The organism is Tenacibaculum maritimum NCIMB 2154 (assembly GCF_900119795.1).
Taxonomy (GTDB): Bacteria; Bacteroidota; Bacteroidia; order Flavobacteriales; family Flavobacteriaceae; genus Polaribacter; species Polaribacter maritimus.
Genome location: NZ_LT634361.1, coordinates 268,317 through 290,122, shown reverse-complemented (window position 1 = coordinate 290,122; position 21,806 = coordinate 268,317). Strand labels below are relative to the sequence as shown.

17 protein-coding genes are annotated in these 21,806 nt (G+C 32.1%); 10 read left to right on the top strand and 7 right to left on the bottom strand.

Translation table 11 applies throughout. The features are described from left to right. Positions 1-17 precede the first annotated feature (17 nt). Positions 18-1,610 (top strand): DUF4270 family protein, encoded by a 1,593-nt coding sequence (locus MARIT_RS01345; RefSeq protein WP_100210565.1) that lies wholly within the window; start codon positions 18-20, stop codon positions 1,608-1,610. Between the two features lie 15 nt (positions 1,611-1,625). Continuing rightward, positions 1,626-3,482: a glutamine--fructose-6-phosphate transaminase (isomerizing) gene (glmS, locus tag MARIT_RS01340; RefSeq protein WP_024742080.1), complete on the top strand. Its 1,857-nt coding sequence runs from the start codon at positions 1,626-1,628 to the stop codon at positions 3,480-3,482. A 76-nt stretch (positions 3,483-3,558) separates the two neighbouring features. On the opposite strand, the gene MARIT_RS01335 is transcribed toward glmS, so the two are convergent. Next, positions 3,559-4,509: an endonuclease/exonuclease/phosphatase family protein gene (locus MARIT_RS01335; protein WP_100210564.1), complete on the bottom strand. Its 951-nt coding sequence runs from the start codon at positions 4,507-4,509 to the stop codon at positions 3,559-3,561. A gap of 153 nt (positions 4,510-4,662) precedes the next feature. Here MARIT_RS01335 and hflX point away from each other — a divergent pair, with 153 nt between their 5' ends. The 6 genes from hflX (at position 4,663) to MARIT_RS01305 (ending at position 14,230) form a co-directional block, all read left to right on the top strand. Next, complete coding sequence (gene hflX, locus MARIT_RS01330) at positions 4,663-5,874, top strand: GTPase HflX (protein WP_100210563.1); 1,212 nt, start codon at positions 4,663-4,665, stop codon at positions 5,872-5,874. A 117-nt stretch (positions 5,875-5,991) separates the two neighbouring features. Next, positions 5,992-6,687 carry a TonB family protein gene (locus MARIT_RS01325; RefSeq protein ID WP_100210562.1) on the top strand — a complete coding sequence of 232 codons (696 nt, stop codon included), beginning with the start codon at positions 5,992-5,994 and terminating at the stop codon, positions 6,685-6,687. Between the two features lie 213 nt (positions 6,688-6,900). Then, a complete protein-coding gene (locus MARIT_RS01320) occupies positions 6,901-7,629 on the top strand; it encodes an energy transducer TonB (RefSeq protein ID WP_084339900.1) in 729 nt (242 codons plus the stop codon). Positions 7,630-7,729: 100 nt separating this feature from the next. Continuing rightward, positions 7,730-10,459 carry a TonB-dependent receptor gene (locus MARIT_RS01315; protein WP_051398862.1) on the top strand — a complete coding sequence of 910 codons (2,730 nt, stop codon included), beginning with the start codon at positions 7,730-7,732 and terminating at the stop codon, positions 10,457-10,459. Between the two features lie 206 nt (positions 10,460-10,665). Beyond that, entirely contained in the window at positions 10,666-11,418 is a 753-nt protein-coding gene (locus MARIT_RS01310) for an energy transducer TonB (RefSeq protein ID WP_100210561.1), read from the top strand. Positions 11,419-11,458: 40 nt separating this feature from the next. Next, a complete protein-coding gene (locus MARIT_RS01305) occupies positions 11,459-14,230 on the top strand; it encodes a TonB-dependent receptor (RefSeq protein ID WP_100210560.1) in 2,772 nt (923 codons plus the stop codon). A gap of 169 nt (positions 14,231-14,399) precedes the next feature. Here MARIT_RS01305 and MARIT_RS01300 read toward each other — a convergent pair whose 3' ends face one another. The 6 genes from MARIT_RS01300 to MARIT_RS01275 all read right to left on the bottom strand — a co-directional run bounded on the left by MARIT_RS01300 (position 14,400) and on the right by MARIT_RS01275 (position 18,778). After that, entirely contained in the window at positions 14,400-15,476 is a 1,077-nt protein-coding gene (locus MARIT_RS01300; protein ID WP_100210559.1) for a CNNM domain-containing protein, read from the bottom strand. An 81-nt stretch (positions 15,477-15,557) separates the two neighbouring features. Further along, complete coding sequence (locus tag MARIT_RS01295) at positions 15,558-16,400, bottom strand: DUF3078 domain-containing protein (RefSeq protein ID WP_024740255.1); 843 nt, start codon at positions 16,398-16,400, stop codon at positions 15,558-15,560. Between the two features lie 122 nt (positions 16,401-16,522). Beyond that, positions 16,523-17,029, bottom strand: a complete 507-nt coding sequence (locus tag MARIT_RS01290; protein WP_024740256.1) for a DUF2480 family protein — start codon at positions 17,027-17,029, stop codon at positions 16,523-16,525. 27 nt (positions 17,030-17,056) lie between these two features. Next, positions 17,057-17,824, bottom strand: coding sequence for a hypothetical protein (locus MARIT_RS01285; RefSeq protein ID WP_157926162.1), 768 nt, complete (start codon positions 17,822-17,824; stop codon positions 17,057-17,059). Between the two features lie 195 nt (positions 17,825-18,019). Next, a complete protein-coding gene (locus MARIT_RS01280; RefSeq protein WP_024740258.1) occupies positions 18,020-18,340 on the bottom strand; it encodes a DUF59 domain-containing protein in 321 nt (106 codons plus the stop codon). Between the two features lie 12 nt (positions 18,341-18,352). After that, positions 18,353-18,778, bottom strand: a complete 426-nt coding sequence (locus MARIT_RS01275; RefSeq protein ID WP_024740259.1) for a SufE family protein — start codon at positions 18,776-18,778, stop codon at positions 18,353-18,355. A 77-nt stretch (positions 18,779-18,855) separates the two neighbouring features. On the opposite strand from MARIT_RS01275, the gene MARIT_RS01270 reads away from it, so the two are divergent. Together MARIT_RS01270 and MARIT_RS01265 are read left to right on the top strand one after the other, a co-directional pair. Further along, positions 18,856-19,782 (top strand): PfkB family carbohydrate kinase, encoded by a 927-nt coding sequence (locus MARIT_RS01270; protein ID WP_100210557.1) that lies wholly within the window; start codon positions 18,856-18,858, stop codon positions 19,780-19,782. Between the two features lie 73 nt (positions 19,783-19,855). Next, the gene (locus tag MARIT_RS01265) at positions 19,856-21,754 is read left to right on the top strand and encodes an amidophosphoribosyltransferase (protein WP_100210556.1); all 1,899 of its coding nucleotides are present in this window, start codon (positions 19,856-19,858) and stop codon (positions 21,752-21,754) included. The last annotated feature ends 52 nt before the right edge of the window (positions 21,755-21,806 follow it).

Below are 21,806 nucleotides of genomic sequence, written 5' to 3'. Positions count from 1 at the left end.
AAGATTATTCCAAAGTAATGATAAAAAAAAATGCTTATTTATGTTGTTTAATCCTATTATGCCTAGGGTTAACGGTTTCTTGTGACAAAGACTTTCAAGACATTGGTACAACTATTATAGACAACAATATATTTGATACTAGAGAACTTGTATTAGATGTGGAAATCACGCCGAAGAATATTGAATCTGTTAGAGCAGATAATATTGCTTTGGGAAACTTAGGAGCATATTTATTCGGCATCTACCAAAAAGGAAAAAGTAATAATGTAAAAACAGAGGCTTCAATAATTTCTCAATTAGCACTTCCTAGTCAATTAAAAGTAGTGGATAAAACTTATTTAGCAGACACTACTGTAGTTACTATAATTGACGATGTAGTTCTTAAAATTCCTTTACAAGTTACTAGTAAAGGGAAAACTTCTTCTGGAAAATCTATCTTTAGAATAGACTCTCTTTTAGGAAATGCTAATGATAATTTTACGGTAGAGGTTTATCAATCCAATACATTTTTAAATAGATTGGACCCTAGTAATCCTTCAAAGAACAATTCATTTCAATCAAATGAATCTTATGAAAAAATAGGTGCTCTTTTAAATGCAAATATGGATACCGACTTTAGCTTTGCAAATGCTGCAGGAGATACTGTGTATTATTTCAACAGACACTTAAGTGATGGAAGAGAATTCAAAGATTCTATAAAGATTGTAAATGGTAGTATTAAAGCAAACCCATTCAAAACGATTAGGCTTGATAAAAACAGATTTAAAACAGCATTTCTTGACAAGTACACATCTGATGATTTTGCTTCTCAAGAGGCTTTAAACAATTATTTTAGAGGAGTAATCATTGAGGCTAGCGGTGCAAGCGGCGCTATGGTTCCTCTTGATTTTTCTAAAGCAGCCTTAAGCCCTTCTATAGATATTATTTATACAAATACTATTTTAAAAGGAGGTACCATTATAGATACTATTTCTAAAAAGGACTCGTTTGTTTTTTCTGGAATAAAAAATAGTTTATACAAAACAACAGCAGCAAGTACCAATATAGCAAATACGTTTATATTACATGGAACGTCTGGTTCCATGGCCAATATCAAGTTATTTGGAGATGACCTAGATAACAATGGTGTTGCTGATAAAATAGAAGAATTACGTAAGCAAAGTTTATTAGTAAATGATGCTTCATTAACTTTTTATATTTCTCAAAACTCTAGTTTAGATACATTAAAAACACCTAAAAGGTTATTCCTTTATAAAAATGGTGTTACTCGTAATGATGCTGGAGAACTTGTTTCCACCCCTAGTCAAATTTCAGACCTCCTTAATGAAGGGCCAAATAGTTTTGGAGGTACGCTAGAGCTAAGTTCACAGAAACCTGATAGATACAGGTTTAGAATTACAGATTATGTATCTGATTTATTAGATGGAACATCTAATTATCTACCTGAATTAGGTTTAAGAGTTTTTAATACAACAGACATTCCTAGAACTAGGGATACTATTGTGAGAAGTTATAATTGGAATGCAAGATCAGTTCCTTTACAGGATAATTCTACTGTAAATGGAGCTAGGAAAGCGAAATTAAAAATAACGTATACAGTTAAAAAATAAAACAAACTTTTTGTTATGTGTGGAATTACAGGTTACATAGGCCATAGAGAAGCGTACCCTATTGTTATCAATGGGTTAAAAAGATTAGAGTATAGAGGTTACGATAGTGCCGGCATCATGATGTATGACGGAGAAAAAATGCACCTCTCTAAGACTAAAGGAAAAGTTTCTCACCTTGAAGTTATTACAAACAAGGATGAAAAAAGAAAAAGAGGGAATATTGGCATAGGCCACACCCGATGGGCTACTCACGGAGTACCAAATGATGTTAATTCACATCCTCATTATTCTCAGTCAGGAGAACTAGCTATTGTACATAATGGGATTATAGAAAATTATGATACATTAAAGAAAGAACTGATATCTAGAGGATATACCTTCAAAAGCGATACAGATACCGAAGTTTTAGTAAACTTAATAGAAGAGGTAAAAAGGCAAGAAAATTGCAAACTAGGAAAAGCTGTTCAATTAGCCCTTACACAAGTAATAGGAGCTTATGCAATTGCAGTTTTTGACCAAACAAAACCAAACGAAATAGTAGTAGCTAGATTAGGAAGTCCTATTGCTATTGGTGTTGGAAAAGATAACAAAGAGTTTTTTGTTGCTTCTGATGCTTCGCCTTTTATAGAATACACCAAAGATGCTGTTTATTTAGAAGACGAAGAATTAGCTATTATAAAATTAGGCAAGGGAATTAAAGTTCGTAAAATTATGGACGACCGATTGGTCGAAGCTAATATCCAAGAACTTCAAATGAGCCTAGATCAAATAGAAAAAGGGGGCTATGAGCATTTTATGCTAAAAGAAATTCATGAACAACCAAAAGCTATCATAGATACATATAGAGGTAGAATGCTTCCTGACGAAGGAATCATTCGTATGGCCGGTATTGATGATCATCTATCTAAATTTTTAAATGCTGATAGAATCGTAATCGTAGCTTGCGGAACTTCTTGGCATGCTGGTTTAGTAGGAGAATATCTTTTTGAAGATATGGCTCGTATTCCTGTTGAAGTTGAGTATGCCTCTGAATTCAGATATAGAAATCCAATTATTACAGAAAAGGATGTGGTAATTGCTATCTCTCAATCTGGAGAAACAGCAGATACATTGGCTGCTATTAAGCTAGCAAAATCTAAAGGAGCTTTTGTTTTTGGAGTTTGTAATGTTGTTGGGTCATCTATTGCTAGAGAAACTCATGCAGGTGCCTATACACATGCTGGACCCGAAATTGGTGTCGCTTCTACTAAAGCTTTTACAACACAAATTACAGTATTATCATTAATTGCTTTAAAACTAGCTAAAGCAAAAGGAACAATGTCTAACTCTGCTGTAAATAAATATTTACAAACAATGCAGTTGATTCCTAATCAGATAGAGAAGCTATTAGAAATCGATGCTCATGTAAAACACATTGCTTCAATTTACAAGGATGCTCCTAATTGCTTATACTTAGGAAGAGGTTTTAATTTTCCTGTAGCTCTTGAGGGGGCTTTAAAATTAAAGGAGATATCGTACATTCATGCAGAAGGATATCCTGCTGCGGAAATGAAACATGGACCAATTGCTTTAATTGATGAGAACATGCCTGTTTTTGTGATTGCTACTAATAAAGGGCACTATGAAAAAGTAGTGAGTAATATTCAAGAAATAAAATCAAGAAGTGGTAAAATTGTAGCTATTGTTACAGAAGGAGATGTTACTGTAAGAGAAATAGCCGATCACGTAATAGAAATCCCAGAAACAGAGGAAGCTTTTACTCCATTATTAACAACAATCCCTTTCCAGTTGCTATCATATCACATAGCTGTCATGCTAGATAAAAATGTAGATCAACCAAGAAACTTGGCCAAATCTGTTACGGTAGAATAATTTAATTTCTTCATATTATAAAAAAGCTGAAACCTACTACAATAAGTTTCAGCTTTTTTATTTTACTTTCAGCCATTTATTTGCATTCAAAATAAGCACATACAGGAAAATGATCTAAAAAACCTCCTTTATAACGAGCTCCTGCATAGGTTCTAAAAGGGCTCCCTTTTAACTTTCCTTCAAAAACCCACAACCATTTTTTATTAAAGACGTCAACTCCTTTAAAACAAAAAGATTCATTTTTTTCTAACAAACTCTTTGAAATAATAATCTGATCAAATAAATGCCAATTCCCCTTATATGTTAATCTCCCTTTTCCTTTCTGATGTAAATCCTCCATTGGATTATAAAAATTATTTTGAACTATACGCTTGATACTATCGTCAGTAGGATTATCGTTAAAATCTCCCATTATTATAATTTTTGCATCCATATCCTCTTCCCTAATATTAGAAACAACCGTATTTAGTAATTTAGACGCTTCCATTCTCTTACTCCCATTCTCCTTACCTACCGCTCTAGAAGGCCAGTGATTGACTAAAATATAAACTAATTCTCCCTTTAGCTTTCCTTTTACCAATAAAATATCTCTCGTATAATCTCTACCTCCTGAACTATCTCTAAGGATTAAAGGTATTTTTTTCGACGCTAACAACTCAAAAAAGCGTTTATCATACAGCAAGGCCACATCAATACCTCTTTCATCAGGAGAATCATAATGCACAAAATTATAAAAACACTCTCTTAATTTAGGATGGTGAATCATATCCAAAAGAACCCCTTTGTTTTCTATCTCTACCAACCCTACTAAAGAAGGAGGATATAACGACTTCTCTATACCTATTTTAGCAAGAACTGTACTTATATTTTTTACTTTTTTCTTATACCGTTTAACACTCCATCTTCTTCTACCTTTTATTGTAAAATCATCATCCATTTTAGATAAATCATTACTTATATCAAATAAATTCTCTACATTATAAAAAGCGACAGTATGTATATTTTCCTTATTTTTTGAAAGCATCATTTTTAATTTGAATTTGAAAAACACAAAAATAAAACCTAGTTTTCAACCCTTCAAAACAACCCAATCTAAACTAAAAAAACCAAAGATTAAAAAATCAACTAAGCTTTATTTTTTAGTTTTTAATCAATCTAATTCTTTGTACTTTTGTTTTCTATGATAGATGAACGTAAAATAACATCAGAAAAGGCCGTTTTAATAGGGCTCATTACGCAATTACAAGATGAGACTCAATCTGAAGAATATTTAGATGAGCTAGAGTTTTTAACATTAACTGCTGGAGGAAAAGTTGTAAAGCGCTTTGTTCAAAAATTAGATAAACCTAATCCTAAAACATTTCTAGGGACAGGAAAGCTAGATGAAGTCAAAGCTTATATAGAAACTCACAATATCGGTACAGCTATCTTTGACGATGAACTATCTCCTGCTCAATTGAGAAATATTGAAAAGATATTAGACTGCAAAATTCTTGATAGAACGAACTTAATTCTTGATATTTTTGCTCAAAGAGCGCAAACTAGCTCCGCTAAAACCCAAGTTGAGTTAGCTCAATGCCAATATCTATTACCTCGATTAACGCGCCTTTGGACTCACCTCGACAAACAAAAAGGAGGAATAGGTATGCGTGGACCTGGTGAAACAGAAATAGAGACGGATCGCCGTATCATTAGAGAAAAAATCACTCTTTTAAAAAAGAAGTTGGCTACTATTGACAAGCAAATGGCTATTCAACGTAAAAATCGTGGAAAAATGGTACGTGTAGCATTAGTTGGCTATACCAATGTGGGAAAATCTACCTTAATGAATCTTATCAGTAAAAGTGACGTTTTTGCAGAAAACAAACTTTTTGCTACACTTGACACTACGGTTAGAAAAGTAGTCATTAAAAATATTCCTTTTCTAATGACTGATACCGTAGGTTTTATAAGAAAACTCCCTACTCAGTTAGTAGAATCTTTTAAATCTACTTTAGATGAGGTCCGTGAAGCTGATTTATTATTGCACGTTGTTGATATTTCGCATCCTAATTTCGAAGATCACATAGCTTCTGTAAACACCATTTTAGATGAAATTGGGAGTATTGATAAACCAACTGTAATGGTTTTCAATAAAATTGATGCTTATACTCACCAAACTATAGATAAAGACGATTTAATTACCGAAAAAACAAAAGCTCATTATACACTTGAAGACTGGAAAAAAACTTGGATGAATGATTTAGAAAAAGAAAATATTTTTATTTCTGCCCTGATTAAAAGCAACTTAGAATCATTTAGAGAAAAAACCTATGAGGAGGTGAAAAAGATTCATATTCAGCGCTTCCCTTACAATGATTTCCTATACTATGAATATCAAGAAGATTTGTAAATACTGATATTTTTTTATCTTTTTTCTTTATTTACTCATAAAATATCCGTACTTTTATACTAGAATTAGCGTCATTGTTCGTTAAGTAATGTTATACCCCCCTATAAGTAACATATCATGAAAAAAAGACTTTTATCATTTATTCTAGTATTTGTCTTCCATGTATTAATAGCTCAAGAGATTTGCGAATCTCCTAATTCTTCACAGAAAGATGTTAATACAATTTCTAAATGTTCCGCAGAGAAATCTAAGGCTCCTGAGAATGCTTCAGGTTTTATTAGTCAAAAAGTGCGATATTTAAAAAAACGAAATGTTGAAAAAACACCGAAAGAAAGAAAATACACCAATAACCTAAATCCTTTGGAACACAAAGAACTTGCGGCTACTTTTGAAGCAAGTCTAAAAAATAATATAAAGCACATTGCCTACGAAATTTCGAAAAAGGAAAATGAAGAGGCTATTTCTTTTACTTCAATTGAGAAAACACCTTTATTCAGCTCTTGCCAAAACACCTATGAAGAAAATGAGAAAGACTGCTTTAATAGAAAAATGTCTGACCATTTAACTGAGCACTTTAAATACCCTCAAGAAAACTCAACACTGGGAGGTAAAGGCACTATTTTAGTTTCATTCACTGTTAATGAAAATGGCTATGTCACGAACATCCTTACCACAGGATCTGAGAATGGAGTTTTTCTAAAAAAGGAAATCAAGCGTGTTATTTCAAAGCTACCTAGGCTTATTCCTGGCAAGCACCAAGGAAAGAATGTGAGTGTAAATTATACTTTTCCTATGGATTTTAATTTAGATTAAATCTACACAATCAGTCTTCCAACCTTTTTTTATGCATTAATTTCTTTAAAATAACCTTTAAAAGTTATACATTTGCTCTTACTAATAACTATCCCCTAAGAGTTAAATCTTATTTGGCATAGTGAATATTTTAATTTTTTGGAGTATTTATTCTGTCAATTTTTAGTTTTAGTTACGACTAAATAGTCAAAATGTTAATCATACCCCGTAATTATGAAAAAATTATTGCCCCTATTAATGCTAGCTTGTTTTTCTAGCCTTAATTTAGTTTCACAAGAGGTTTGTGAATCTCCAGAAGAAGATTCTTTTGACATGAACAGCATTACTAAATGTACTATAAAAGATTCAAAGAATAAGAAAACAAGACAAATTACTGTTAAAGTATCAGCTGCTCGCAGTAGGTACTTAAAGAAAAGGAAAGCTAAGAAAAAGCACATTGCAGGTACTTTAAGTGCCCTAAACGCTTCTTCTGTTAAAAGTCCTAATATCAATAACAGTGCAAGTAGTATAGAAAAACCACTTCTTTTAAAGAAAGATATAGAAAAGATAACATCAAACTTATCTATCGAAGAACTTAAAAAAGCTTCTAAGTTTAGTACAGTAGATAACATTCCTCTTTTTTCAAATTGTGAAGGATCTAAAAAAAGCGAAAGAATGGATTGTTTCAATACTGAAATGATCAAGCATATTCAAAAGCATTTCAGATACCCTAGCGATGCTGTAAGAGAAAGAATACAGGGAGATGTTTGGGTACGTTTCGTTATTGATAAAAATGGAACTATTAAGAATATAAAAGCTTTGGGCCCTAAAAATGCCAGCATCTTAAATAATGAGGCGAAAAGAGTAGTATCTGAACTTCCTCAATTTATCCCAGCAAAGAAAAATGGAGAATACGTTTCTGTCAAATACGGATTCCCTATTTCATTCTCATTAGAGGAATAATTTTTTATTCCTCTCTCCTTTTTTATTTCAATTTAAAATAAATACAAACCAAATTATGATCAGAAAATTATCTTTTGTTCTTTTTCTGCTATACAATATTGTGTCATACTCACAATCTATTAGCGGAAGAGTTTATGATGAATATCTAGAACCTTTTCCTAGTGCCACAATTAGAACAAATAATCAACGTGCAGTTTCCAATGCTGACGGAAGTTTTTCTCTAGAAGAAAAGGAAGAACTTCCTTTCATTCTTACAGTAACTGCCATTGGCTATAAAACAGAAAGGATAGAAGTAATTAGTTTCGATCAGGAATTAAATATTATTCTTAAAGAAAATTTAGCCTTAGATGAGGTTGTTATTTCTGCTTCAAGAGCTCCTGAACGAATTATAGAGTCTCCTGTAACTATTGAGAGATTAGGTTTAAGTGATATTTCTAAAAATACATCTTTATCTTTTTACGACGGTTTAGCAAACTTGAAGGGTGTTGATATGAATGAAAATAGTATCGGACTTAAATCAATCAATACACGTGGGTTTTCTACATTTGGAAACATCCGATTTATACAGTTAACAGACGGTATTGATATTTCGGCTCCTGTATTCAACTTTCCCGTTGATTTTGCTCGTGCACCTGAATTAGATGTTGAAAGTGTTGAGATTCTTCCGGGTGCTGCTTCTGCTTTATATGGGGCAAACGCCTTTAATGGTATTTTATTATCAAAAAGTAAAAGCCCTTTTGAATATAGAGGTATCAGTACTTTTTTTAAATCAGGAACCACAAGCCAAAATGCTGCAGGAACCAATCCTTTTTATAACGTAGGGGTTCGTATGGCTCATGTTTTTAGTAAAAAACTGGCTATTAAAGGAAATTTCGCCTACTTCAAAGGAACAGACTGGTATGCTAATGATGAGGCAAATACAAATGGAGTTGGTGGTAGTATCATTCCTGGATATAGAAGGATTAATGATCTAGGCTCTGATCCTAATTATGATGGAGTTAATGTTTATGGTGATGAAGTTTCTCAAAACTTAGAAACGCTCGTTTTATCGAGTAGTGATCCGAATGTACAGGCTTTAGCTCCTATTTTTAAAGGGGTACGAGTAAGTAGAACAGGGTATCGTGAAGGGGATTTGATTAGCTACAATAGCAACAACTTAAAAGCAGATGCCTCTCTATATTATCGCCCTTGGGGAAATAAAAAATTTGAGATTACATGGACCTCTCGTTTCAATAGAGGAAACAACAATACCTATCAAGGGGTTAATAGATTTTCTCTAAGAGGTTTTTTCTTAGAACAACATAAACTAGAATTTACAGGGAACAATTTCTTTGTAAGAAGCTATTATTCTCAAGGAAGTTCTGGAGATTCTTTCGATACTCGATTTGCTGCCGTTAACTTGAATAATGTTTGGAAATCCAATCCAATATGGTACACTGAATATATTCAATCATATGCTAGTTCATTTACAGGGAACAATGCTGCTGAAGCGCATTTGATTGCTAGAAAGAAAGCTGATACAGGTAGGCTAATTCCTGGAACAGATGCCTTTAACACTGCTTTAGATAAAATAACATCTGAAGCCAATTCTGGGGTTAGAGTATTTGATAAAACTGCCTTTATTCATACAGATGCGAATTATAATTTACGAGACGTTATTAAATGGGGAGAAATCCAAGTTGGTGGTAGTTATCGCCGATTCAAATTGAACTCTAGAGGAAGTATTTATACTGATAAAACGTCAAAGATTTCTTTTGATGAATTTGGATTGTATAGTCAATTACAAAAGAAATTTTTAGATGATCGCTTAAAGTTTACAGGTTCTGTACGTTTTGATAAGTCTAAAAACTTTGATGGAAACTTTTCTCCAAGGCTTTCTTTAAGTTATGGATTAGGAGAAAATAAAGATCATGTATTAAGAGCTTCTTACCAAACAGGTTTCCGTAACCCTACCACGCAAGATCAATATATCGGATTTTTTACCGGAGCAATCCACGTTTTAGGAACAGCAAATGATAACTTAAACAGGTATGTTATTGAGGTTAACAATAATGATGGTACTCAAGCTACTATAACAGGTGAAGATGCTATCAATAATTCTTTTTCAGATTTATCCGTAAAAAATAGTACTCCTAAAAAAGCAGGGTATAATTTGGTTAAACCTGAAGGAGTAACTTCATTCGAAGCAGGATATCGTGGTGTGTTCAATATTACTAACGCTAATATCTTAGAAATTGATCTTAATGGGTATTACAACAATTACAAAAATTTCTTAGCAGAAAAAGTGGCGTGGGTAGGTCATTACGGACAATTTGACAACAACGGAAATCCTGATGCTGCGCTAACAAGAGCTTGGGATAATGGAGATATAACTCCTTTCTTAATTAAAACTAATTCAGCTGCTAAAGTTTCTTCTTACGGTATGGGATTAGGCTTAAAAACCAAATTTTTCAAGAAACTTGATGTAGGAGTAAATTATACTTGGAATCGCTTTACTTTCGATCAGAGTACAGATACTGAATTTAAGCCAGGGTTTAATACCCCTGAGCATAAAGTTAACGTTCATTTTGGTAATGCAAATCTGTTTAAAAATTTCGGAGTTGGAGTGGATATCCGCTGGCAAAATAAATTCTTATGGCAATCGGGTTCCTTAGATGGTTTTGTTGACGCAAGAACTGTTTTAGATGCTCAGGTTAACTATAGGGTTCCTTCTATCAAGTCAAGATTCAAGTTAGGAGGCACTAACCTCTTTGGAAAGGAATATGTAGTAGCTCCTGGTTCTGCATTAATAGGTTCTATTTATTACCTTTCTTGGACTATTAACGATTAAATAAGTTTTAATACGATAAAAAAAGCTGGGTAGGGATTCTATCCAGCTTTTTTATTGCCTATAATTGATATAAAATATTTCACCATAAATAAAAAATATTCTTTTTTTATTTACAAACTCTTTTATGTTAAAATAATAAGCCTATTTTTGTGAACTTAATTTTTAACCCTTTGTTAAATACATAATATCAGATTCCCCTAAAATCTATGAAATACTCAATCTTATTTGCTGCTTTCATTTTTAATATAAGTGTAAACTCTCAAGAAGTTTGTAATTCACCGGAAGAACAATCTTTAGACCTAAATAGTATTAGTATTACTAAATGTAGTATCAAATCCTCTAAAGATAAAAAGGACAAAAAATCTAGGCAAATTACTGTTAATGTTTCCGCTAGAAAACGTTTTTTAAAACGAAGAACTTTAAAGAAAAAAACTGTTTCGAGTATTCATACTCCTAATGCGACAAAAATATCTAAAAATTTAGCTTCAAATACAAATACGATAAAAACTAATCATATTGCTACGAAGAGAAATACCGTTGTAGTAAAACATGATATTGAAGATATTAAAAATAGATTATCTAAAGAAGAAGTAAGAAAAGCTTCAAGGTTCAACCAAGTAGATAATATACCCCTCTTTAAATCTTGTATCGATGTAAAGAAACAAGAAAGAATGGATTGCTTTAACGAGGAAATGATCAAGCATATTCAAAAACACTTCAGATATCCTAGCGAAGCCGTAAGAAACTCTATTCAAGGAGAAGTTTGGGTTCGGTTTATCATTGACAAAGATGGATATATTAAAAATATTAAAACTTTAGGACCTGAAAACGGAGAAATCTTAAATAATGAGGCTAAAAGAGTAGTTACAGAACTTCCTCATTTCAAGCCTGCACGAAAAGAAGGAAAACCTGTATCTGTTAAATACGGATTTCCTATCAATTTTTCACTAGAAGAATAATTTTCAATCACCCCAAACAAACATAATTAAAACTTAGAAAATGTTAAAAAAACAGTTAGCAATGATTGTTTTTACAATGTGTATGCTATCCAGCTATGCGCAAGTAAAAATTAATGGATTAATTTTCGATGAATATCTCGAACCTTTTTATGGAGCTAAAATTACAAATAGTAACAAAAGATATACCTCCTCTAATAACGAAGGAAAATTTTCTATTATCATAGGAAAAGAATTACCTCAAACAATAACTATTTCTTCTTTTGGTTACAAAACGGAAACAGTAATTATCAATTCCTTTACTCAAAAAATTAATGTAGTCCTTAAAGAAAACATCCTACTAGATCAAGTCATCATATCCGCTTCTAGAATCCCTGAAAGAATCATAGAATCTCCTGTAACCATCGAACGATTCGGACTTAGTGATATTAGAAAAAACACTTCTAATTCCTTTTACGATGGCTTAACCAACTTAAAAGGAATACAAGTAAGAGATGGAAGTTATGGGTATAAATCTGTAAATACAAGAGGATTCTCCACCTTTAATAACTCAAGATTTGTGCAACTAGTTGACGGAATGGATACAGCTGCTCCTGCCTTAAATTTTTCCGCTGGAAATATAGGTGGTATATCAGAACTTGATGTACAAAGCGTAGAAATATTACCGGGTGCATCCTCTGCCCTATATGGTGCTAATGCCTACAACGGTATTTTGTTAATGAATACAAAAAATCCTTTTGATTACCCCGGAATTAGCGTATTATTAAAAGGAGGAGCTACCTCACAAAGTGTAGCTGGTAATGATCCTTTTTACGACACTTCTATTAGGATGGCTTATAATTTTGGAGGATACTTTGCTGCTAAAGTAAATTTTTCTTATTTTAAAGCTGAAGAATGGCATGCCAATCAAAAAGATAATATTGACTTAAATACGGGAAATATTATAGAAGGTAGCAGAGATACCCGTACTGATTATAATGGAGTCAATACCTATGGAGATGAATACTCTTATGCATTAGAATATACTAGATATGCTCATTACGACCCTAATTCTGTTACCAGAACAGGATATGAAGAAAAAGACCTTTTAAGAGATTATAGATCTAAAAATTTAAAATTTTCTGGTTCTTTACATTACAGACCTTTTCAAGATGAGTCTTTGGAGTTTATTTTAACCTCAAGACTATCTACAGGTGATAATCTTTTTTTAGGTAATAGTAGATATTCTCAACGTAATTACTATGTTACTCAATCAAAACTAGAAGCAAAAGGAGATCACTTTTATATTAGGGGTTACTATACAAAAAATGATGCTGGAGATTCTTATGATATAGCAAGAACAGGAATATTACTTAACGAAAGAGCAAGCTCTTTTAATTCTTGGATTGAGGATTATTCTTATGCATTGGATTTAGAAAAGAACAACCCTAATAAATACAAAGAAGCTCGTATATATGCCGATTACTTTAGACTTCAACCAGGTACAGAAGAATTTCGTAATACCTTAAAAGAAATTACTAACACAATGACCAATGAGGGAGGGTCAAGAGTTTGGGACAAGAGTTCTTATATACACTCAGATGGTAATTATAATTTCAGTCATTTAATGAATGATTGGGCCGATTTACAAATTGGAGGGTCTTTCAGGCAATATAACCCAAAATCAAGAGGAACAATTTTCAATGATAAAGATGAAAAAATTCAAATCAATGAGTATGGTATTTATGGGCAAATTCAAAAGAAATTACTTAGTGAACGTTTAAAAATAACAGCTTCTCTACGCTACGATAAATCTGAGTATTTTAATGGTAATTTCTCTCCTAAATTTTCTTTAAATTACGCTTTAGGAGATGAAAAAAATCACATTTTAAGAGCTTCTTATCAAACAGGATTTAGAAATCCTACCATTCAAGAGCAATACCTATCATTAGATTCTCCTTCTGGAGATTTTATTGTGGGAGGCTCTATTGACAACCTAAATAGAATTAAACAAACAGTTTATATTTATGACTATCAAAGATTAAATAGACCGGCTACCGCTATATTGACTAAAGAAGACATCTTAAATAATTCTTTCATTTTCGATTCTGTATATGGCCCTGAGGCAGATGGTAATTATGTAAAATCAGCATATGAAAATGTGCAACCTGAAAACGTAAAAACTTTTGAAGTTGGATACAGAAGTATTATTGGATTAAATAAAACCAATAATTTAGATTTAGATATCAACGGTTTTTATAGCAATCATGATAATTTTATTTTCTTTGAGCGCTTGACCGTTCCTAAATACGGAAAAATAAGTGCTGACGGATCTTTAGATGCTGATGCTGCTGAAGCTTTTGCAGAGGGCAATACCAATAGTTTTATCTTATCAACCAATAGTAAGTCGAAAGTTACTTCTTACGGATTTGGATTGGGTATGCATACTAAATTTTTTAAATTATTTGACTTCGGCTTAAATTATAATTTTATAGATTATACACTAGAAGATTTAGACTATGGGCAATTTGAACCTAGTTTTAACGCTCCTAAACACTCCTTAAAGGCTCAATTAGGAAGCAGCAATCTATTCAAAAATTTAGGCTTTAATTTGAGCGCTAGATGGAATAGTGAATACCAATGGAATTCTTCTTTCGCAAACGGAATAATAGAAGAAAGAACTATTATTGATGCTCAGTTAAACTACAACGTTCCTGTACTGAAATCAATTTTTAAAATTGGAGGTACTAACCTTCTAGGAAAAGAATATATCATAGTTCCTGGCTCAGGAAAAATTGGTAGTTTGTACTATATTTCATGGATAATAAATAATTAACAACACTACCTTACTATAAACAGAAAAGAGAGCCTACCTCCTTGTATAACTTTAAAGCAGTAAGCTAAAAACCTCGTTTATAAAAAATACCTGATAGAATCATCTTCTACCAGGTATTTATTTTAATAGTCATCGTTAATACCATAAATGGTATTGTTATTCATTTAAACTATTGCTCTTTATTCTTATCTATAATTCCTAATAGCTTCGCTCTCTTCTCCCAGCTTTTCCTAGCCAATTGCTGCAAATCTGCCACTTTATCACTTTCATCCATAATTTCTAAACCTAGCAACGTTTCAATCACATCTTCTTGTGTTACCAAACCACTTACCGAACCATATTCATCCACAACCAAAGCCAAATGTTCTCTTTTCTCTATTAGCTTCTCAAATAGTTCTGGAATAGGTAAATCCCTCTTTGTAACCATTATTTCTCTTTTGATAAATTCTAATGGCTTTTCTCCATTTCCTTCTATAATTGCCTCTAATAATTTATCCTTTAAAAAATAACCAGAAATAGTATCAGGATTTTTAGAAAAAATAGGGATTCTAGAAAAGCGAAAGGTAGAATGCTCATCAAAGAAAGATTGAATTGTTTGCTTTTCATCTGCCACCTTTAAAACAGTTCTAGGAGTCATAATATCTTTTACTTGAATCTCTTTAAAGCTTAACAAGTTCTTAATCACCTTACTTTCTGATTCTTTAAAAACCCCTTCCTCATGAGCAATTTCTGTCATTGCTGTAAAATCTTCTCTACTTAACACACTATTACCATGAGCTCCTTTCCCTCCTATTAATTTTGTCGTTAACTGCAACAACCACAAAACGCCTGTCCATCTTAAAGGAAAAATCATCAATTTTAATGCCTTTGTTGTAAAATTAGCTAATTGCTTCCAATACGTAGCTCCTATTGTTTTCGGGATGATCTCAGAGGCCACCAAAATTAAAATGGTCATAACTGCGGACACTATAAAAACACCATATCCATCATCATTAAACACCTTTTTAGCCTCTGTTCCTACTAATATAGCTCCTACTGTGTGTGCTAATGTATTTAACGTTAATATAGCTATTAAAGGCTTATCTACATCCTTTTTTAACTCCTCCAAGTCCGTTGCATACGTTTTTGTTTCTTTTTTCTTTACACTGATAAAAGTGGGAGTAACACTTAATAAAACTGCTTCCAAAATAGAGCATAGAAACGAAAAGAAAATTGATATTGCTGCGTAAATAATTAAAAGTGTCATTCAATATTGTTTTTGGTCAAAATATATAAAAAAAACCTCAAACATTTCTGTTTAAGGCTTATCTAATTTTATTTTTTTTTATTAGAAGCGGTAGCTAGCTCCTAATCCAAATACTTCTTTAAATTGTACTCTACTAGATGCATCATCGTCAATGATTGTATGTAAACTCAAGTTTGTAGATAAGTATTTATTAATTTTCATGACAAGATTTAATTGATGTGTTATATCTACATTTTGAGGCTTCTCTAAGTAATTAGAAAAAACACTTACTATGTTTTCCAAAGAAATATTTTCCATAATATCAGTTTTATAATATAATGAACCATAAAAACCTAACTGATATAAAAACGTTTCTCCTGGATCTGTTCCGTAAGCTCCTGCAAACTCATTAGAAACAAATGTCATTTTCGAAGTTGCTGGTGCTAGATTAATTTTAAAGTTATCGGATTTTTTCCACAATAAACCTGGTCCAAAAGTTAAATAACCTGGTGAAAAGAATGATGACGTTTTTGGACCTTCTACCCCACCAGTATAATCATAACCATTTGTAAATTGAGAACGTAAATTTAAAAAGAATGAATATGACCAATATCCTTCTGCTTTCTTACCTACCAGAGAATTAAATTCAAATAAATCATCAGTCTTTCTTCTTCCTGTTCCTTGTGTATGGCTTAAACCATACTGAGCAATAATTTTATTATCCCAACTCCAATCTCCTTTTAATAAGTTAAAATCATAATTCAAACCTAATGTAGCAGCCACGGAATTATTTCCTCCTGCAACCCAGTTAGAAAATGCAGATTGGTTTCCTAGTAAGGTAATATTACCACTTCTTTTCCAACCATCTTTTGGGGTTTCTTTTTTGTCTTGTGCATTCATTGTAAATGCTAATCCTAAGACTAAAACTGTAAATAATTTTCTCATTTTTTATGTTTAATTTTTTCGCGCACAAAAGTACACTTTTTTCTTAAGACACTATGCTACTATCGAAGTCACTTTTACTTTTAATAAAAGAAATCATTAAAACAACCTTAAAGAAAAGTTTTTTATTTATTTTTATACAAAGGAACTGTAGAACAAGCTTCTCCAAACATAATGCTTCTTACTACAGGCTGTATTTTTTCTATCAATAAAGTATAGGCAGATGCAGGAATTGGCTTATTTGAACATCCTTTAATAATCACTGGCTTATTCCTAAACTCTTCTATTTCTACTGTGGCTATTATTTCCTGATAAACAATTGTTTCCAGTAATGTTAAATCGCCCACTACTGTTTTTTTTGCAAATACTGATAGCTTTGTTGCCAATAATAAATATGCCCAAGAAGGAATAATAGCATCGGTAGCACAAATCAACGCAACATAGCAGTCTTTATACTGCGACCAATCGCAATTTTCAACTGCTTCTCTAAATTCTTTTTCCTTAAGAATTAATCCTTCGTGCAGCCATTTGCTTATATCAAAAATAACACGATCTCCTAAAGGGTAAAAATCTTCAAGATCTATTGTTACTAATTTACTTTTTGCTACCTTATTTACTATTTCATCTTCCATCTTTTGACTTTTATAGAAATAAAATGTTTATCTATTATAAACGTGTTTCAAAGTATATTTATAATCTTCTGATTCCTCTACTTGCTCAATGATAAAATCAGCTGTATCATATTTATTTATGTACTTTTCTTCTCTCTTCAAAGTTCCATCTTTATCATAGCTTTCTCTAGCCACCTCGTTATTAAGTGCCTTATATTCAGTTTTTAATAAATAATTAAAAGCAGCTATACTAGCTAAGTGGTTTTTTTTATTATCCAACGTAACAATAGCATATCCATCGGTAGTAATAATTTTAACTTTATTATCTGCTAGATATTCGTACTTTTCCACATCCACATTCTCACTATTGTTAAAATAAGAAGTTGTGGTCATTTTTTCCACCTTACTATTTACATTGTAAGTAAATTCTTTTATTCCTATAACAATATTAGAGCTATTATATTTAGTTATTTTCGTGAGTTTCTCAGCTGTATATTCAAAAATAGAATAACTCCTAAGTACATTTTCTTTCTCTTTCTGCGTTATTCCGGTAACCTTTCCATCGGTATATTGAAAATCTACCCGATTTTTATCTTGTTCGCCGTCTCTCCCTACAACAACGGTAACCAAACTCGTTAACTCATAATTATCGTTGTATATATAATCAGCCTCCTCCGTATAAGTGCCATTTGATTCTTTATTTAATTCAATACTTGTCGTTTTAACTACTAATTTAGGAGTAACTACAGCAGCTTCTTCATTAGAAGAGCATGAGATTATTAGTAAAGAAAATAATCCTAATATTTTTTTTTTCATCGTTTTCATTTTAAAAATTTGAATAGCGAATATACTCTAAACACAAAACTTATTCAAAGGTTTTTAGAATAATAAAAAGAAGACTCAAAACAATAATTCTCTAACTACTCAAAAAGATTAAATAAGCTTATTATTTAAAATACTGAAAGCATTTTCATATCAGTTATATCATAAAGGAAATACCATAAATGCTAATTAAAGCATTCCTAATTCTAACTTTGCCTCTTCACTCATCATCTCCTGCGTCCATGTTGGATCAAAAGTAATTTCAACCTCGCAATTATTAATTTCTTTCAATGTTTTTACCTTTTCTTCAATCTCTACAGGTAAACTTTCTGCTACCGGACAATTAGGAGAAGTTAACGTCATCAAAATTTTTGCATCATTTTCTTCAGATACAAAAACATCGTAAATTAATCCTAACTCATAAATATCTACTGGAATTTCTGGATCATAAATAGTTTTTAAAACACGTACTATTTTATCTCCCAACTCTTCTAATTGATTCTCTGTCATTTTTTGACCTCTTTAATTTGCTAATTTGCTTTGCTGAGCTACTGCATACATTTTAATTTGTTTTACCATAGAAACAAGCCCATTAGCTCTAGTAGGGCTTAAATGTTCTTTCAAACCTATTTCATCAATGAAACTGGTATCTGCATTTAAGATATCTTGTGGTTTTTGATTAGAAAACACTCGTAATAATAACGCAGCGATTCCTTTCGTTAAAATAGCATCACTATCTGCGGTAAATGCTACAACATCATTCTTTAGCTCTGAATACAACCATACTTTAGATTGACATCCTTTAATTAGGTTCTCATCTAATTTATAATCTTCATTTATCATGGGCAAAGATTTACCTAAATCAATAATGTATTCATAACGTTCCATCCAGTCTTCAAACATAGAAAACTCGTCTATAATTTCTTCTTGTATTTCTTTGATAGTCATTTTTTAAAACTATTTTTGCAAAGTCTAACAGACCGCTTTTTATATAAAAAGTGTAAAATTACGATAAAAAATAAGAAATGAGTAAATTATTAGCAGTTGGTACAGTAGCTTTTGATGCTATTGAAACGCCGTTTGGTAAAACAGATAAAATTTTAGGAGGATCAGGAACTTTTGTCGGATTGGCAGCCTCTCAATTTGGAGTACAAACAGGAGTTGTTTCTGTAGTTGGTGGAGATTTCCCTCAATCATATTTAGACATGATGAACAAAAAAGGAATTGATACTACAGGAGTTGAAATCGTTAAAGAAGGAAAAACTTTCTTTTGGAGCGGTAAATATCATAATGACATGAACTCTCGTGATACTTTGGTTACAGAGCTAAATGTTTTAGAACATTTCCAACCAATAGTTCCTTCAAGTTTCAAAGATGCTGAAATTGTAATGCTGGGGAACTTACATCCTTTAACGCAAGCTGCTGTTTTAGACCAAATGGATAAACAGCCAAAATTAGTAGTACTAGATACTATGAATTTTTGGATGGATATTGCTTTAAATGATTTACACGAAGTATTGAAACGTGTAGATGTTATCACTATTAATGACGAAGAAGCTCGCCAATTAAGTGGTGAATACTCTTTAGTTAATGCTGCAAAAAAAATCCATGAAATGGGACCTAAATATGTAGTAATTAAAAAAGGGGAACACGGAGCATTACTATTTAATGAAGGAAATATGTTTTATGCCCCTGCATTGCCTTTAGCTGAAGTATTTGATCCTACAGGAGCTGGTGATACTTTTGCAGGTGGTTTTTGCGGCTATTTAGCAAAAACTGGAGACATCTCTTTTGAAAATATGAAAAGTGCTATTATTTTCGGATCCAATCTGGCTTCTTTCTGTGTTGAAAAATTCGGAACACAACGAATGGAAGAACTTACAAAAGATGAGGTCCAAATCCGCCTACAATCTTTTAAAGATCTGACACAGTTCGATATAAAAATTTCATAAATAAAAATCCGCGCTTTTTGCTGCGGATTTTTTTATATAACCAAAACCACACAACACCACTAAATAATTAACAATGAGTGACGCTATTAAACACGAATGCGGAATTGCAATGGTTCGATTAAAAAAACCGTTGCAGTTTTACAAAGATAAATACGGTTCTGCCTTCTATGGAATCAATAAAATGTATTTATTAATGGAAAAACAGCATAACCGAGGTCAGGATGGTGCTGGTTTGGCAAGTGTAAAGTTTAATGTAAATCCAGGGACTCGCTATATCAGTAGAATCCGCTCTAATAAAACGCAGCCTATTCAAGATATTTTTGGACAAATTAATAAAAGGTTAAATGGCGTTCTGGAAAAAAATCCCGATAAAAAAGAGGATGTTTCTTGGCAAGAAGAAAACATGCCATACATTGGGAATCTCTTTTTAGGACACGTTCGTTATGGAACTTTTGGAAAAAACAGCATTGAAAGTGTGCACCCTTTTCTTCGCCAAAGCAATTGGAAGCATCAAAATTTAATTGTTGCTGGAAACTTTAATATGACCAATTCAAAACAGCTCTTAAATGATTTAATTGAGCTAGGACAACATCCTAAAGAGTTTACAGACACTGTAACTGTTATGGAAAATATTGGGCACTTTCTGGAAGATGAAGTATCAGACTTGTACCTAAAAGCTAAAGATGCTGGTTATAATAAAAAAGACGCTTCTCCTTTTATTGAAGAACACTTAGATATACAACGTATTTTAAAACGTTCTTCAAAAAATTGGGATGGGGGCTATGCTATGGCTGGTTTACTAGGTCATGGAGATGCTTTTGTTATGAGAGATCCTTCAGGAATCCGACCTACTTTTTTTTATGAAGATGAAGAAGTAGTAGTTGTAGCTTCTGAAAGACCTGTGATTCAAACCGTTTTTAATGTTCGTATTGAAGAAGTAAAGGAACTAGATAGAGGAAGTGCACTTATCATTAAGAAAAATGGAAATACTTCTATTCAACCTATTCTAGCGCAAAAAGAGCACAAAGCTTGTTCTTTTGAACGTATCTATTTTTCTAGAGGAAGTGATGCTTCTATTTATGAAGAACGAAAAAACTTAGGAAAATATGTTTTCCCTAAAGTTTTAGAATCCATTGATAGTGATATAGAAAACAGTGTTTTCACATATATTCCTAACACTGCTGAAACTTCTTTTTATGGAATGATGGAAGCTGCGGAAGATATATTAAATAAGCAAAAAACAGCAGCTATTATTGCTGGAAATGGTCAGCTTTCTAAAGAAAAGGTTACCGAAATATTATCCAAGAGACCGCGCTTTGAAAAAATTGCGATTAAAGATGCCAAACTTAGAACTTTTATTGCTGATGACAGTAGTAGAGATGACCTAGTAGCACACGTATATGATATAACTTATGGAGTAGTAAAACCAACAGATAATTTGGTTATTATTGATGATAGTATTGTACGTGGAACAACTCTAAAAAAGAGTATCATTAAAATATTAGATAGATTACAACCTAAAAAAATAGTAGTAGTTTCTTCTGCTCCCCAAATAAGATATCCTGATTGCTACGGTATTGATATGGCGAAAATCGGAGATTTTATTGCTTTTAAAGCTGCTTTAGCACTATTAAAAGAAACAAACCAATACGATATAGTTGACCAAGTATATCAAAAAAGCAAAGCACAACAAGGAACCGAAGATAAAAATATCATTAACTATGTAAAAGATATTTATGCTCCTTTTACTAATGAACAAATTGCTACTAAGATTGCTGAAATGCTAAAAACATCAGAAATAAAAGCGGATGTAGAAGTTATTTTCCAACCTGTAGATGGATTGCATAAAGCCTGCCCTAATAGTTTAGGAGACTGGTATTTCACAGGAAACTATCCTACACATGGAGGACATCGAGTTGTCAATGAAGCTTTTATTAATTTTTATGAAGGTAATAATAAAAGGGCTTATTAAAACAACGGATGCAACAAATAAACTTAAAAGCATTTACGTACAGTAAATGCTT